The organism is Aeromonas sp. s5, from assembly GCF_040907865.1.
Classification (GTDB): domain Bacteria; phylum Pseudomonadota; class Gammaproteobacteria; order Enterobacterales; family Aeromonadaceae; genus Aeromonas; species Aeromonas dhakensis.
Map to the genome: position 1 here is coordinate 176116 of NZ_JBFOCO010000014.1, position 16073 is coordinate 192188.

The 16073-nt window shown below is 61.8% G+C and carries 13 protein-coding genes and 1 tRNA gene; 6 read left to right on the plus strand and 8 right to left on the minus strand.

Features of this window, described 5'->3' with window-relative positions; translation table 11 throughout:
• Positions 1-78: 78 nt before the first annotated feature.
• On the minus strand, positions 79-705 hold the full coding sequence (locus tag AB5Y94_RS10180; protein WP_005308018.1) for a lysoplasmalogenase: 627 nt from the start codon (positions 703-705) through the stop codon (positions 79-81).
• A gap of 188 nt (positions 706-893) precedes the next feature.
• Between AB5Y94_RS10180 and AB5Y94_RS10185 the strand changes: the two genes are divergently transcribed.
• The gene (locus AB5Y94_RS10185; RefSeq protein WP_010635406.1) at positions 894-1034 is read left to right on the plus strand and encodes a hypothetical protein; all 141 of its coding nucleotides are present in this window, start codon (positions 894-896) and stop codon (positions 1032-1034) included.
• Positions 1035-1350: 316 nt separating this feature from the next.
• On the opposite strand, the gene AB5Y94_RS10190 is transcribed toward AB5Y94_RS10185, so the two are convergent.
• The 6 genes from AB5Y94_RS10190 to AB5Y94_RS10215 all read right to left on the minus strand — a co-directional run bounded on the left by AB5Y94_RS10190 (position 1351) and on the right by AB5Y94_RS10215 (position 9377).
• Positions 1351-3912 carry a TRAP transporter permease gene (locus AB5Y94_RS10190; RefSeq protein WP_042049216.1) on the minus strand — a complete coding sequence of 854 codons (2562 nt, stop codon included), beginning with the start codon at positions 3910-3912 and terminating at the stop codon, positions 1351-1353.
• An 87-nt stretch (positions 3913-3999) separates the two neighbouring features.
• A complete protein-coding gene (locus tag AB5Y94_RS10195) occupies positions 4000-4971 on the minus strand; it encodes a TAXI family TRAP transporter solute-binding subunit (protein WP_010635409.1) in 972 nt (323 codons plus the stop codon).
• 415 nt (positions 4972-5386) lie between these two features.
• Positions 5387-7540, minus strand: a complete 2154-nt coding sequence (locus tag AB5Y94_RS10200; RefSeq protein ID WP_368205442.1) for a S9 family peptidase — start codon at positions 7538-7540, stop codon at positions 5387-5389.
• A 224-nt stretch (positions 7541-7764) separates the two neighbouring features.
• Positions 7765-8196, minus strand: a complete 432-nt coding sequence (locus AB5Y94_RS10205) for a DUF411 domain-containing protein (protein ID WP_005308011.1) — start codon at positions 8194-8196, stop codon at positions 7765-7767.
• Positions 8197-8243: 47 nt separating this feature from the next.
• Complete coding sequence (locus AB5Y94_RS10210) at positions 8244-8567, minus strand: hypothetical protein (RefSeq protein ID WP_368205443.1); 324 nt, start codon at positions 8565-8567, stop codon at positions 8244-8246.
• An 87-nt stretch (positions 8568-8654) separates the two neighbouring features.
• Complete coding sequence (locus AB5Y94_RS10215; protein ID WP_368205444.1) at positions 8655-9377, minus strand: SDR family oxidoreductase; 723 nt, start codon at positions 9375-9377, stop codon at positions 8655-8657.
• 143 nt (positions 9378-9520) lie between these two features.
• On the opposite strand from AB5Y94_RS10215, the gene AB5Y94_RS10220 reads away from it, so the two are divergent.
• The 5 genes from AB5Y94_RS10220 to AB5Y94_RS10240 all read left to right on the plus strand — a co-directional run bounded on the left by AB5Y94_RS10220 (position 9521) and on the right by AB5Y94_RS10240 (position 14623).
• Positions 9521-10366 (plus strand): LysR family transcriptional regulator, encoded by an 846-nt coding sequence (locus tag AB5Y94_RS10220; RefSeq protein ID WP_368205445.1) that lies wholly within the window; start codon positions 9521-9523, stop codon positions 10364-10366.
• 56 nt (positions 10367-10422) lie between these two features.
• Positions 10423-11022, plus strand: coding sequence for an NAD(P)H-dependent oxidoreductase (locus tag AB5Y94_RS10225; protein ID WP_208201505.1), 600 nt, complete (start codon positions 10423-10425; stop codon positions 11020-11022).
• 70 nt (positions 11023-11092) lie between these two features.
• The gene (locus AB5Y94_RS10230; protein WP_005308005.1) at positions 11093-12949 is read left to right on the plus strand and encodes a monovalent cation:proton antiporter-2 (CPA2) family protein; all 1857 of its coding nucleotides are present in this window, start codon (positions 11093-11095) and stop codon (positions 12947-12949) included.
• A complete protein-coding gene (locus AB5Y94_RS10235) occupies positions 12946-13332 on the plus strand; it encodes a SirB2 family protein (protein ID WP_336289744.1) in 387 nt (128 codons plus the stop codon). Before AB5Y94_RS10230 ends, AB5Y94_RS10235 begins: the two co-directional genes overlap by 4 nt.
• Before the next feature lie 304 nt (positions 13333-13636).
• Positions 13637-14623, plus strand: a complete 987-nt coding sequence (locus tag AB5Y94_RS10240; protein ID WP_005308002.1) for a YafY family protein — start codon at positions 13637-13639, stop codon at positions 14621-14623.
• Positions 14624-15981: 1358 nt separating this feature from the next.
• Here AB5Y94_RS10240 and AB5Y94_RS10245 read toward each other — a convergent pair.
• A tRNA-Asp gene (locus AB5Y94_RS10245) sits at positions 15982-16058 on the minus strand.
• Between the last annotated feature and the right edge of the window lie 15 nt (positions 16059-16073).

Here is a 16073-nt window from a genome sequence, read left to right on the forward strand (position 1 = left end):
AGGGAGTAGCAAAACGGGCCGGCAGGCCCGTTTTTTTGTCTGCACACTCCCCTTGGCGAGGAGACAACTCCGACGCAGTCAACCCGCCAGCGAGGCGGCGATCAGGAACTGGGCGGCGAAGTAGCTGCTCATCACCCAGGCGGTGGCATGGGGGAAGGGGCGACGGAAGCGGTCCAGCGCCAGCATGCTGTCGGAGAACAGGAACATCAGCGCCCCCACCAGGGCGGCGGCGCTGCCGGCGGTGAGGGAGGCGTGCCAGGCACCGGCGGCCACCCAGGCCATGCCGATGATCACCAGCATGTAGCAGAAGACGGGGATCTTCATCTCCCCGAGCTTGCCCCACAACAGGCCGAACACCATGCCGGCCACCAGCAGCAACAGCAGGCCATCCACCAGGTTCAGCACTAGCGGCCCCTGGGCGAAGCCGACGATGTAGCAGAGGTGCGCGACAAGAAATGCCGCCAGCCCCTGTATGAAGCGGTCGCTCGGCAGCATCAGCAGCACATCGCCGGCCAGCGACAGGCAGAGACCGAGCAGGATCCAGGCGTGGGAGCCGTCGTGGTCATAGCCCTGATAGCCGAACGCCAGCGCTATGATGAGCAGCATGGTCAGCGGCTTGCTGATGTAGAACTGACGGGAGTCTGAGCCGTAGGCCGCACGAATGTGCCACCAGCCCGATGCGATGATCAAGAAACTCAATAACATGCCCTGCTCCTCACGTGTCGCTCGCAGTCATACGGCAACATCTTCTTGCTGACAGGGAGAGTAACAAATTCCCCCGGCCAGTGGCAGAGGCGCTCAGCAAACGAGCACTCTACGCCTAAAGTCTAATTGTCCCGCACACCCGGTTCGGGCATAAGGAACGGGTTCGGAGGATCACCATGGAAGAAGCAATGAGAAACTATCTGCCCGCCATCGACATCATGATGTGCCACCTGGGAATCAGCTTTGAGCAGGCCTGCGAGCAGCTGGGATTGAGCCAGGTGGAGCAACAGACCCTGAGCCTGCTGCAGGAGCAGGATCCGCAAGAATAAGCCCTCCCGGTATCAGACATCATGATATGTCACTTGGGAATCAGCTTTGAGCAAGCCTGCGAGCAGCTGGGATTAAGCCAGGTGGAGCAACAGACCCTGAGCCTGCTGCAGGAGCAGGATCCGCAAGAATAAGCCCTCCCGCGGCCCGTATAGATATCATGATGTGCCGCGTTGAATAGGTCTGAGAGCAGCCGGAACTGAGCTAGGTGAAGCAACAGCCTTTCAACCTGCCGCAAAAGCAAGCTCCGCAGGAATAACCCCACACGGGGTAAATAAAAACGGCGCCATCGTGGCGCCGTTTTTATTGGGTGCGGGATCAGCGTGCCTGACGGCGCCGCTGCAGCCAGATCACGGCACCGAACAGCAGGAAGCCCGGCAACCACATCAGCTCCTTGGGCCAGCGCTCGGTGGGCGCCTTGACGCTCAGGATCTGCTGATCCATCTCCAGCCCCAGCTCGGCGGCCTGGCTGCCGAAGGTGACGCTGTCGATCAGGATCTTGCCGTCCTGCTCATAGGTCTGGATCCCCAGCTTGGCCAGACGATCCTCACCGCTCGCGCCATCCGGCACCGGCAGCAGCACGGTGAAGCGGCGCAGCTTGCCCACCGCATCTTCCCCTTCCATCCGCAGGCGCAGGGTGCTCTCGGCCTCCACCTGGCCCATGGTCTGGGCCAGCTCGGCTGGCGCGGCGTCGCGATACGGGTCGTGCAGCATGTCCATCCAGAAGCCGGGACGGAACAGGGTGAAGGCCACCAGCAGCAGCAGCACGCTCTCGTACCAGCGGCTCTTCACCAGGAAGTAGCCCTGGGTGGCGGCGGCGAAGATCAGCATGGCGATGGTGGCCACGATGAAGATCAGCACGCCGTGGGCGAAGTCCACGTTGATGAGCAGCAGGTCGGTGTTGAAGATGAACAGGAACGGCAGTGCCGCGGTGCGCAGGCTGTAGTAGAACGCCGTGATCCCGGTCTTGATGGGGTCGCCCTTGGAGACGGCAGCCGCGGCGAACGAGGCCAGCCCCACCGGCGGGGTCACGTCGGCCATGATGCCGAAGTAGAAGACGAACAGGTGCACGGCGATGAGCGGCACGATGAGGCCGTTCTGCTGCCCCAGGGTGACGATCACCGGCGCCAGCAGGCTCGACACCACTATGTAGTTGGCGGTGGTGGGCAAGCCCATGCCGAGGATCAGGCTCAGCAGGGCGGTCAGCAGCAGCATCAGCAGCAGGTTGCCCATGGAGAGGAACTCCACCAGATCCGCCAGCACCAGGCCGACGCCGGTCTGGGAGACGGCCCCGACTATGATGCCGGCAGTGGCGGTGGCGATGCCGATGCCGATCATGTTGCGGGCACCGGCGATCAGCCCCTCGCGCAGATCCACCACGCCGTCGGTGAAGCTGCCGTAGTCATGCTTGCCATCGGTGCGCAGCCAGTTCAGCAGCGGGCGCTGGGTCAGCAGTATGATGATCAGCATCACCGAGCCCCAGAAGGCCGACAGGCCCGGGGAGAGTCGCTCCACCATCAGACACCACACCAGTACCACCACCGGCAGCAGGAAGTGCAGGCCGGAGAGCAGCACGGCGCGGGTTTCCGGCAGCTCGTCCAGCGGCTTGTCCGGATCTTCCGACGGCAACGGCTCGTTGCTGGCGGCGATCTTCAGCAGTCCCAGGTAGGCGGCGGCCAGCAGCACGCTGATCCCCGGCAGGGCGTAGTCGCCCAGCGCCGGCTTGAGCCAACCCAGGCCATAGTAGACCGCCATGGAGAGGCCGCTGATGAGAGCGGCACCGAAGGCGAAGCCGGTCAGGCGGCGCAGCCAGGGGCGCGGCTGACGGTTGCCGATGGGCTGCATGCCGAGCTTGAGCGCCTCGAGGTGCACTATGTAGAGCAGGGCGATGTAGGAGATGGCCGCCGGCAGGAAGGCGTGCTTGATGATCTCCACATAGGGAATGCCGACGTACTCCACCATCAGGAAGGCGGCGGCCCCCATGACCGGGGGCATGATCTGGCCGTTGACCGAGGAGGCCACTTCCACCGCGCCGGCCTTCTCCTTGGAGAAGCCGACCCGTTTCATCATGGGGATGGTGAAGGTGCCGGTGGTCACCACGTTGGCGATGGAGGAGCCGGAGATGACGCCGGTCAGGGCCGAGGCCACCACGGCCGCCTTGGCCGGGCCGCCGCGCAGGTGGCCGAGCAGGCTGAAGGCGAGCTGGATGAAGTAGTGGCCCGCACCGGCGCGCTCGAGCAGGGCGCCAAACAGCACGAACAGGAAGACGAAGCTGGTGGAGACCCCGAGGGCGATGCCGAACACCCCTTCGGTGGTGATCCACTGGTGGTTGGCCAGCGCATGCAGGCTCACCCCGCGGTGGGCCAGCAGGGAGGGCATCCAGGGACCGGCCAGGCTGTAGGCCAGGAAGACGATGGCGATCACCGCCAGGGCCGGGCCGAGGGCACGGCGGGCGGCTTCCAGCAGCAGCGGAATGCCGATACAGGCGACCACGAAGTCCATGGTGGTCAGGTTGCCGGGGCGCTGGGCCAGCTGCTCATACATGATGAACAGGTAGCTGGCGACGGCGGCGCCGATGAGGCCAAGGGCGATGTCACCGAGCGGCACGCGGTCGCGCGGCGAGCTGCGCATGGCCGGGAACACCAGATAGGCGAGCAGGATGGCGAAAGCCAGGTGAATCGAGCGTGTTTCAGTGTCGTTGAGAACACCGATGCCGAGAGAGAACGGCAGCGGCGAAGCGATCCAGAGCTGGAACAGGGACCAGATCAGCGCAAGACCCGCGATGATCCAGCTCATGGTGCCCACCGGCAGGCGGGCTCCCACATCCTGGGCGATCAGCTCCTCGGCCGAGAGCGCCTCTTGTTGTTGTGTTTGCTGCATAGTGTGGCTCTGTTGGTACTGCAATAAATGAGACTCGCCCCCCCGAGGGAGGAGCGAGTCTGGGGCACATCCGAAACCGCAACCGGATTACATCCAGCCACGTTCCTTGTAGTAGCGCACCGCGCCTTCATGCAGCGGGGCGGAGAGACCCACCTTGATCATGTCGGCTTCCTTCAGGTCGGCGAAGGCCGGGTGCAGGCGCTTGAAGCGATCCAGGTTGTCGAACACGGACTTGACCAGCTGGTAGACCACTTCCGGATCGGCCTTGGCGCTGGTGGAGAGTACGGCCTTGCCACCGATGGACGGGGTCGGGTTCGGGCTGCCCTTGTACAGACCACCCGGGATCTCGGCCTTGCTGTAGTAGCTCTTCTCGGCCAGCAGCTTGTCGATCTCGGGGCCGGTCACCGGCACCAGCACGGTGTCGGTGGTGGTGGAGGCTTCCTGGATGGCACCGTTCGGGTGGCCGACGAAGTAGCTCATGGCGTCGATGTTGTTGTCACCCAGGGCAGAGGCCTGCTCGGCGGGTTTGAGCTCGGAGACCAGACTGAACACGGACTTGTCCCAGCCCTTGACGGCCATGATCTCTTCGAAGGTGTCGCGCTGGCCGGAGCCCGGGTTGCCGATGTTGACGCGTTTGCCCTTCAGATCGTCGAAGCCGGCAATCTTGGCGTCCTTGCGGGCCAGGATGGTAAACACTTCGCTCTGCAGGGAGAAGACGGCGCGGATGTCATCCATCGGACCCTCGGCCTTGAACGGCTCGACGCCCTTCATCGCCTTGTACTGATGGTCGGACTGCATGATGCCGAAGTTGAACTCGCCGGAGCGGATGCCGTTGACGTTGGCAACACCGCCGCCACTGGCCGGGGCGTTGCACTTGATCTGGTGATCGGCGGCGCCGCGGTTGAGGAAGCGGCAGATGGACTGGCCCGCCACGTAGTAGACACCGGTCTGACCGCCGGTGCCTATGGTCACGAAGCGCTCCTGCGCCTGTACCGGACCACCAAACGAGACACCGACCAGAGCTGCCGACAAGGCACACGCCAGGGATAATCCTTTCATGTTGTTCATCCTTTTTGATTGATTCAGCTCGCCCGTTCCACGGGCGAATGCAAGACAAACCGCCGTGCTGCGTCGGCGGTCGTCCGTGACCTCGCGATGAGGAAATGGGTGAACGACCAGCGTTCCCCAAAAAGCCACCAGCATCCTGTGGTGAGACAGTCGGCTTCATGCCAACCAGAGATAATTGGCACCGAGGGGGCCAATTAAAGAGTTATAACGGCATCGATTAAGCACACGGCGCCAACATAAATCAAACAAAAACACAAAATGAAGGATATCGGTCGCCAGAAATTTGAAGCCGATCATTAATTTGCCGATCGAAGATTAATTGGTTGTGCTACCGGACGGCAGGTGGGAAGAGGGAAAGGAGATTCTTTTGCAGCCCTTGTCTGGCAAGGGCTGCAACCTTGGTGACTTATGCTTTTGGCTTGGCCAGATCCAGGATAAACGCAAACTCCAGCGCGATATCCTCGTAGGCCTTGAAGCGGCCCGACTTGCCGCCGTGGCCGGCGTCCATGTCGGTACTCAGCAACAACTTGTTATCATCCGTCTTCAGCTCCCGCAGCTTGGCCACCCACTTGGCCGGCTCCCAATACTGCACCTGGGAATCGTGCAGGCCTGTGGTGACCAGCAGATTCGGGTAGGCCTGCGCCTTGACCTGATCGTAGGGGCTGTAGGCCTTCATGTAGTCGTAGTAGCGCTTCTGGTTCGGATTGCCCCACTCGTCGTACTCGCCGGTAGTGAGGGGGATGGACTCGTCCAGCATGGTGGTGACCACGTCGACGAAGGGCACCTGGGCCACCACGCCGCGATAGAGCTGGGGCGCCTGGTTGATGACGGCCCCCATCAGCAGGCCGCCGGCGCTGCCGCCCATGGCATAGACCTGATCCCTGGCACCATAACCCTGCGCCACCAGCGCCTCGGTCACGTCGATGAAGTCGTTGAAGGTGTTCTGCTTTTTCAGCAGCTTGCCATCCTCATACCAGTGGCGGCCCAGCTCCTCGCCACCCCGGATGTGGGCGATGGCGTAGACGAAGCCGCGATCCAGCAGGCTCAGCCGGGCGCTGCTGAAGTCCGGATCCATACTGGCGCCATAGGAGCCATAGCCGTAGACCAGCAGCGGATTGGTGCCTGCGCCGGTCCCCTCCTTCTTGAACTGGTCCTTGCGATAGACCAGCGACACCGGCACGGCCACGCCGTCACGGGCGGTGATCCAGAGCCGCTCGCTGGCATATTGATCGGCCTTGAAGCCCGCCACCGGCTGCTGCTTGAGCAGGGTGCGCTTGCCGCTGTTCAGGTCGAGCTCGTAGGTGGAAGACGGCGTGGTCATGGATGAGTAGCCATAGCGCAGGGCGCTGGTGTCCGGCTCCGGGTTGTAGGCAAGCCAGGTGACATAGGCGGGATCGTCGAAGGCGATCTCCTTCTGCTCGCCGCTCTGCCAGTTGACCTGGCGCAGCCGGGTCAGCCCCTGACTGCGCTCCTCCAGCACCAGCCACTCCTTGAACAGGGCATAGCTCTCCAGCAGCACATCCGGATTGGGGGCGATCACCGCCTTCCAGCGCTCCACCGGGCTCTCTTTGGTCTCGTACAGGCCGAAGTTCTTGCCGTCCTTGTTGGAGCGCACATAGAAGCGGCCGCGGTAGTGATCCAGGCTGTACTCGTGATCCACCTGGCGCGGCAGGAACAGCCGCGGCGCCTGGGTCGGCACGTTGGCATCGATGAGACGCGCCTCACCGGTGGTGGTGCTGGAGAGGGCGATGACGATGAAATCTTCCGAGGTGGTGGCATAGAGGCTCACATAGAAGGTGTCGTCCTTCTCCTCGTAGACCAGGGTATCCTTGGCGGGATCCGTACCCAGCTCGTGGCGATAGACCTGGTAGGGCAACAGGGTCTTGGGATGCTTGCGCACGTAGAACACTGTCTTGCTGTCGTTGGCCCACACCAGATTGCCGGAGGTGTTCGGAAGCGTGTCGGCGGCCCACTTGCCGCTCTCCAGATCGAAGAACTGGATCTGGTACTGGCGGCGGGAGAGGAAATCTTCCGCCACCGCCAGCCAGCGGTTGTTGCGGCTCACCTCGAGCGCCCCCAGGGCGTAGAACTCGTGGCCCTCGGCGCGCTGGTTGCCGTCCAGCAGCAGGCTTGTAGCCTCTTCACCCAGCTTGCTGCGTGAATAGATGGCGTACTCCTTGCCCGGCTCGTAGCGGGTCTGGTAGCGATAGCCGTTCTTCACATAGGGCACCGACTCGTCCTGCTGGGGAATACGGGCCACCATCTCCTGATAGAGCTGGTCACGCAGCGGCTTGACCGGTTTGAGCATGGCGTCGGTGTAGGCGTTTTCGGCCTCCAGGTAGGCTAGCACCTCGGGTTTCTGGCGCTCGTCATCGCGCAGCCAGTAGTAGTTGTCGACCCTGGTATCCCCGTGTTTTTTCAGGGCATGGGGGTGTTTGGCGGCCACGGGAGGCTGGATCTGGGTGTCGCGTGTGGGCATGGCGGACTCATCATTGGCATATGAACAGGGAACGGCGGCCAGGCAAGCCAGCAGCAGAAGCCCTCGGGAAAAGGTGAACATGTCGCATCCTTTGCGCTTTAAAAGGGTTGGCGGACCTGAGCCTTGGCTCCTTGGACAGGGGACCAATCTGCCCCTTGTCGCCTTCAGTTGCAAGTTCTCCCGCGCCGGGATGTAAAAGGGCCGCCATCTCGCGATGGCGGCCCCCATACCTGACCGTGAGCGACACGGGCTCGCTCAGGTGTGCCTCACATGATGGAAGCGTGTCCGCTCACGGCCAGTCTTCATCAGCCGGGGTAGCTCGACCAGACCCTGGTCGCGCCCTCATTGCTGATGCTCAGCACCTGATAGGGCTGGCCCGGAATATCCATGCCCGGCGCACTCTGGGGCATGCCCGGAATGGTCAGACCGCGGATCGCCGGTTTTTCCTTGAGCAGTTTCTGCACATCGGCGGCGGGCACGTGTCCCTCGATCACATAGCCGTTGACCACGCCGGTGTGGCAGGAGGCCAGCTGCGGAGTGATGCCGTACTGCTGTTTGACCGGTGCAAGCTGTTCGGTTTCGATGACCTCGAGCTCGAAGCCATTCTCTTCCATGTGCTTGTTCCAGGCCTGGCAGCAGCCGCAGTACTTGGATTTGTAGACGGTCATCTTCTCGGCCGCGAGAGCAGAAAAGCTGACGGTACCGGCCAGCACGGCCAGTAGCAGGGATTTGTACATAACTCACCTCAGATTGAATGAAACATGCCCGGGAACGGGGGTCAGATTCAAGCCAGGGTGCGGGGAGGACGCTCCAGCCGGTCGGTCGGGACATCCGGCATGAACTGGGAAGGAGAGATGAAATCCGGGGCGTCGGGTTCCAGCATGGTAACCGTCAGGCTGTCACTGCTGAGCACCGTCATGGCGAGCGCCGAGGTGAAGCTGCCGCAGGGCATGGCCTTCTCCAGGGTGCGTTCGCTCTGGCTGCAATGAGGCGTCAGGGTACAGAGATCGGTCGCCGCCCGGCAGCCAAACGACATCAGCACCATCAGCAGACTCCACAGGGGGAGCCAGCGGCGGGCGCGAGCGAGTTGGCGACGGGTCAGAACCATGAGACGACTCATTGACGAAAGGTGGCCTATGGTAACCCCTGGCCCAGGGGGAGGGTCAAGCCCTCCCCCTCTTCCGGTCAGCCGCCATCAAGGTTGCTGACGGGTGGCCGCCAGCACGATCTCGCGCACGCAGACATTGGCCGGCTGGCTCCATGCATAGAGCACGGCCTCGGCGATCACCTCGGGCGCAATGACGCCGCCCATCTGATCCTTCCAGTCGTGGTAGCCGGCCTTGATGCTCTCGTCCGTGGTGTGGCTGAGCAGCTCGGTCTCCACCGCGCCGGGGGCTATGGTCACCATCCGCACGCCGACATCGGCCACCTCTTCCCGGATGTTTTCGGTCAGGGCGTGCACCGCGAACTTGGTGGCGCAGTAGGCGGCATGGTTCGGGAAGGTCTTGCGACCGGCGATGGAGCTGATGTTGATGATGGTACCGCTGCGGCGCGCCTTCATCCCGGCCAGCACGGCGTGAACACCGTTCAACACCCCCATCACGTTGATGTTGAGCATCTGCTGCCACTCGGCCGGGTCCTGCACGTCGGCCTGGCCCAGCAGCATGACGCCGGCGTTGTTGACCAGGCAGCCGACCGGACCGAATTGCGCCTCGGCCTGCTGGATGGCGGCCTTCATGGCGTCGGTGTCGGTCACGTCGACCCCGATGCAGAGGGTATCTGGCAGGCCCAGCGCCTGCATGGACTCGACCCGGCGGGCCAGCAGCAGCAGCGGATGGCCGGCGGCCGAGAAGGCGCTGGCGATGGCGGCACCGATCCCGGCGGAGGCACCGGTGATCACGACGAGAGGCTTGGACATGATGTTTTCCTTCTGATTCAAGAGTCGGTTTGAGCAAACAAGCGGCTGGCCAGCACGGAACGGGATCACTATAGTCACTGCATCCATCAGTGATAAATATTGTTTTCCGCTGGTTATCATCTGAAAAAACTATGGTTGGGCTTATGCTGGATCTGAGACTGCTGCGCTTCTTCATCGCCATCTATGAAGAGAAGAACATCACGGCGGCGGCCGAACGCTGCCACGTCAGCCAGCCCTCCCTCTCGGCGGGGCTGCGCCAGCTGGAAGAGACCCTAGGTGACAGCCTGTTCATTCGGGGCAAGAAGGGGGTGGAGGCGAAGGATCCGGCCCACTACCTCTATCCCCACGCGGTCAAGCTGGTGGAGGAGGCGCGCCGGCTGCCCGAGCTGTTTCGCCAGAAGGCGACGCGTGCGCGGCTCAATCTTGCCATCATGCCAGACCTCAGCCGGCGCCGGCTGGCGGGATTGCTGCAGCAAGTGCAGGCGGTGCTGCCCGAGCTGGATCTCACCCTCTCCGATTACGGGACGCCTGCCGACTGTCGGCTGACCCTGGATGCCCTGCGCCGGGAGGACGAGATCTTCCTGCCGCTGTGGGAGGAGGACTATGTCTTGTGCGTGCGAAGCGACCATCCCCTCGCCGGCCGCCGGCAACTAGAACTGGCCGAGCTGCAACATTATGATTTTATTGAGTGCCCACCCTGCGAGGCCCATCAGCAGACCATAGGCCTGCTGGCCTGTGATCGGCTCACCCTCAATCTGGTGGCCAAGGCAGAGAGCAAGGGGCTGGTGATGGCGCTGGTACTGGCCGGGATCGGCATCAGCTTCCTGCCGGACGGGCTGGTGGAGGACGAGGCGGGGCTGTGCACCGTGCCCGTGAGCGGGCCCCGGATGTTCCGGCGCATCGGCCTCTGCTATCCCGCCCACCAGACCCTCAATCCGGCGCTGCGCGAGCTGATCCCGGAGCTGGCGGGCCACGGCGCTTCTTGCTAACGTCGCTGCGCAATGCATCTTTTACCGGCATCCACTCCTCTTCAGGTCAGGACCCCATGAAACGCATTCTGGTCATCTTCTCACACCCGGCGCTGCAGAGCTCCCGGGCCAACAAGCAGCTGCTGCAGGCCATCGACGGGCTGGAGGGCATCACCCTGCACGACCTCTATCTGCACTACCCGGACATGTTCATCAACGTGAAGCGGGAGCAGGCCCTGCTCTCTGAACACGACATCATCGTCTTCCAGCACCCCTTCTACTGGTACTCCTGCCCCGCCATCATGAAGGAGTGGATGGATCTGGTGCTGGAGTACGGCTACGCCTATGGCCCGGAAGCCCACGCCCTCAACGGCAAGCAGTGGCTGTCGGCCATCACCACCGGTGGTGCCCCCGAATCCTACTGCAGCGCCGGCTACAACCAGCGCCCGCTGCTCGACTTCCTGCTCCCCTTTCAGCAGACGGCCCAGCTGTGTGGCATGAGCTGGCTGCCCCCGTTCGTGCTGCACTCCTTTCACAAGATCCGGGACCCGGAGGCGCTGCGCCGCTGCGGCCAGGACTATCGCCAGCTGCTGTGCGCCCTGCGCGACGAACAGCTGACCCCGGAACAACTCGGCGGCACCCCCTATCTGCGCGATCTGCTGGAGGTACTCCCATGACCCGAACCCGCTCCGGGCGTAGTCCCGGCCTGCCTTCATCGGCCTCCACCACGGCGCGGAGGATCCGCTGATGGGACACGGTTTGCTGTTCGATGCCTTCATCTACCTCTCAGCCGCGGTGATCGCGGTGCCGCTGGCCAAGCGCTGGGGGCTGGGATCCGTGCTCGGCTACCTGCTGGCGGGGATCATCATAGGCCCCTTCCTGCTGGGGCTGGTGGGTGAGCAAAAAGATGTGATGCACTTCGCCGAGTTCGGGGTGGTGCTGATGCTGTTTCTGGTCGGGCTGGAGCTCAGGCCGGCGCTGCTGTGGCAGCTGAAGGGGCCCATTCTCGGCACCGGCGGACTGCAAGTGCTGCTCACCACGGCCGCCCTGACCGGCGTGGCCCACCTCATTGGCCTGCCCTGGCAACAGGGGCTGGCCATCGGCCTCATCCTGGCGCTCTCCTCCACCGCCATCGTGCTGCAGAGCCTGCAGGAGCGCAAACTGATGCAGAGCGAGAGCGGCCGCTCCGCCTTCGCCGTGCTGCTGTTCCAGGACATCGCCGTCATCCCCATCCTGGCGATCCTGCCGCTGCTGGCCATCGCGCCGGTGGCCAGCAGCGGCAGCTCTGAGCTGGCCGGTTGGCAACACGGCCTGCTGGTGGTGGCCGCCATCTCCGGCATAGTGCTGGGGGGTCATTACCTGATGCGCCCGGTGTTTCGCGCCATCGCCCAGTCCCACATGCGGGAGATCTTCGTCGCCGCCGCCCTGCTGCTGGTGATCGCCATCGCCGTGCTGATGGAATCGGTAGGCCTCTCCCCCGCCCTCGGCTCCTTCCTGGCCGGGGTGGTGCTGGCGGACAGCGAATACCGCCACGAACTGGAGGCGGACATAGAGCCGTTCAAGGGGCTGCTGCTCGGCCTCTTCTTTATGTCGGTGGGGGCGGGCATCAACTTCGGGCTGTTTGCCGAACATCCGCTGCTGATCCCGGCCCTGGTGGTCGGCCTGATGCTGCTCAAGTGGCTGGTGTTGATGGCGCTTGGCTTCATCATCCGCATCTCGCCGAGCCAGCGCTGGACCTTCGGGCTGGCGCTGGCTCAGGGGGGGGAGTTCGCCTTCGTGCTGTTCTCGTTCGCCGCTCAGAACAGGGTATTGCCGGGGGATACCATCGCCCTGCTGACCCTGGTGGTGGCGCTCTCCATGGCACTGACGCCGCTGCTGCTGATCCTCAACGATCGGGTGATCCAACCCTGGTTCGACTACCGCAACCAGAGCGAGGTCCCGCAGCACGAGCAGCCGGAGCTGGTGGAGCACCCGGTGATCATCGCCGGCTTCGGCCGCTTCGGCCAGATAGTGGGCCGTCTGCTGCACGGCCATGGCATAGGTACCACTATCCTCGAACAGGATGCCAGCCAGATCGAGATGCTGCGCAAGTATGGCTATCAGGTGTTCTACGGGGATGCCAGCCGGCTCGACCTGCTGCACGCCGCCGGTGCCCACAAGGCCAAATTGCTGGTGCTCTCCATCAACGACCCTGCAACGTCACTCGAAGTGATTGAAATGGTGAAGAAACACTTCCCGCACCTTAAGATACTGGCGCGAGCCCAGGATCGTCCCCACGCTCACGAGATCCTGCGTCAGGGCGTGGGCAGCGTGTACCGGGAAACCCTGGGTTCCGCCGTGGATCTGGGGGTGGAAGCCCTGACCCAGCTCGGCTTTCGGGCCAACCAGGCCTGGCGGGCCGGGCAGACCTTCAAGCAGCACGACAACTGGCTGCTGCGGGAGCAGGTCAACTACCTGGACGACGAACACACCTATATCAACAAAAGCCTGCAATACCGGGACATCCTCTCCGATCTGCTGCAAGACGATCAGGAAGGACAGGAGCGCATTCACGCCCACAACTGGAACAGCGGTCTGCCCGACAACGACAAGGAAGCAATATGATTGCCTATTACCCCCTGCTCAAACACCTGCACATGACGCTGGCGCTGGTCAGCGTGCTGCTGTTCCTCTATCGCTGGCTGCTGGCCCTGGGGGGCAGTGCCCGCCTACAGCAGAAGTGGCTGAAGATCCTGCCCCACATCAACGATACCTTACTGTTGCTGTTCGGGGTAGTACTGGCGGTGACACTGCAGATGAGCCCGGGTCAGCAGCCCTGGCTGATGGCCAAGCTGATCGCACTGGTGGTTTACATCGGCCTCGGCGTCATGGCGCTCAAGCGCCCTGCGCGCAGCCAGAAGCTGGTGGCCGGCCTCGCGGCCCTGGCGGTATTCGGCTACATGGTGGGCGCCGCCATCACCAAGTCGGCCTGGTCCTGGCTGGCCTGATCCGACAGCAAAAATCCCCGCCCGGTGGAGGAGAGTCCTCTCCTCCACACCATATTCTGCGCTTACCCATTATTTCTGTTTTTTCTTCTACATCAAATCCGTAAGACAGCACTTTCATTTGGCGAATTTTCATCATTTTTTAGCCTCAATTGCTGCCAGAAAAGAGAGCGTTCTCTTTTATGATCATGTAGTTAGCTTGGTTTGTATGAAAATGGCGACAGTTGTCGCAGCAAAACTTGCGACATAGACTGTCGCAAGGCATGGCTAGGATACACTCAACGCTAAACCAGTGAAGGCATGCACCATGAGTAAGAAGCTGTTACGACAACTGACCTTGGCGCGTTGCATCCCGCACCGCCCTTACAAGCTGACCGCCAGCCAACTCCAGGTAAAACTGGAAGAAGAAGGCATTCATGTCAGTCTGCGTACCGTGCAACGGGACCTGGAAGAGATGTCCGGCATGGGGTTGTTCGATCTCACCTCGGATGAACGCAGCAAACCACACGGCTGGTGCTTCGAGCGCCATGGCCTCAACGATTTTGCCAACATCATGCCGCTGTCGCTGGCAGTGGCGCTGAAAACCTGGAGCGACCAGGCCAGCCAGCTGCTGCCCGCCAGTGTCCTGACCGAATTGAACCCGCTGGTCGACAAGGCCAGCCAGGTGATCCGTGACAGCCAGAGCGAACTGGCGGAACGCTGGCTCGAGAGCGTGCACCAGTCACCGCGTCCGTTTGCCGGCAACCCGGAGATCCGCCGCAGCACCCTGATCCGCGATGCTCTGTGGCGTGGCCGCAAGTTCAGCGCCGAGATCCAGCGTGTCATCAAGGAGCGCACCGTGTGGCTCTGCTATGACCGCATCAATCCGCTCGGCATTCTGAACCAGGCGGAGGGGCCGACCCTGCTCTGCACCCTGTCCGAGCTGGATCCCAAGGTCTACGGCATCCCGTTCGACCACATCAAGAACGTGGAGCTGACCAACTTCAGCGCGACCCAGCCGAAGGATTTCAATATCCAGAAACTGATCCGCGATCAGGGGTACCAGGATGTCAGCGGGCCGATCCGCTTCGTCGGCCGCATCGATGCCAACTGCCCGACCCTGGTCGACGGCCAGATCCCCGGCCACAACCCGCGCATGACCCGTTACGACAAGCGCAGCGTGGTGGTGGAAACCGAAGTGCAGGACACTCCGGAGTTCCGTACTTGGCTCAACAACATGAGCGGGAACCTGGAAGTGCTGGCGCCAGAATCCTTGCGCAAGGCATATCCGACACCGGGTAGTCGCGTCAGCTGACACCTTCTCAAAAAGCCGGGCCAAGCCCGGCTTTTTGTATTCTTTTTGAGCATATTTATTCAACTAATTTTTAAGCCTTACCCTCCGAATTGAGCCTGTTTTTACCATCGTTTTCGCCATGTTTTTGCGTGTGAGAGATCAGCCATCGCCGCTGTAAGAGGCCACTGTGTCGAACCGTACGCGAAGCCATCTTTGAATCCTTATGCTTTCCCGTGAAACAAACTAACAGCATGATTAATATGAACTTATTATCACAACTATGATCGTTTAAGCGTTCCCATCACGCCGACAACGCCAACTCCTCCCTTGTTCCGCCCTCTCGTTCCCTTAATATGGGTCTCACAAGGACGAAGCTGATTCGGCAGGATGCAGAAGCAGCGCATAAGCAGGGAATAAACCACAGGACGTGGGCAGGGAACACCTCAGGATGAGGCCGATAGCCAGGATGGTTATCAAAGGGAATACAGGACACCGCGGGACGTGGTTGAGGACACCTCGGGATGAGGCAGAGCAGCAGGATGGTTGCTCTTCAGGACGAACAGGAACCTCGCTGGAGGCGAGCAGGACAGCTTCAGGATGAAGCGAGATAACCCGGATGGTTATCTGTCAGGATGACGTAAGGAACACCACGGGATGTGGTAACGGACACCTCCAGGATGGAGAGAGTGCAGCAATCAGGATCGATTGCCAGGCTAGGATGGCCACAGGACACCTCAACGGATTGGGAAGGGGATATTCCGAAGGATCAGGATAAAGTCAGGGATTGCAGGGAGCGTTGCAGTTCAGGGACTGGACGAAATGACTCGAGGGGACGGCAGCTGCCGTCCCCTTTTCTTTTGCGCTTTTTATTAAAAACACCTCAATCACATCACTCACGCTGCAGATGTTGTGCATGTCACGTCCCTGCGCTTGTTCCTGCAGCTCGTCACTCTCGCCCTTACCTTGACTGAGTTGAGTACCTTGGTGTGCACATCTCTCGACAAGACCTCTCTCAAGGCCTGAAAGAGGCACCGAGGCATTCAAACTGCACTTCGTATGCGTGACGGAGCATAGAGGCGCCCTGCAGTCTTCCACGACACTCAGGCAACAAGTCTGCGATGGGTTGCCATTCCCCCTCATGCCATTGTTGGCGGCATACTGCACCAAAGATCCGAAGAGAGTCTCAGCTTCAGTAGTTCCCATGGCTCACATCAGTATCCTCGCCTCGCCCGCCGGAAGCACAGGGTCGAGTGGACCCATCCCGACATGACCACCGTTTGGCTCTGCGTGTTTTACTGAAGTGAGTAAGGAGAAAAGAGGGAATTTGGGGAAAATAAGATGAAAAAAAGCCCAGTCTTTCGACTGGGCTTCTTAAATAGTGGCGGAGCGGACGGGACTCGAACCCGCGACCCCCGGCGTGACAGGCCGGTATTCTAACCGACTGAACTACCGCTCCGCATTCGGTTAGCTT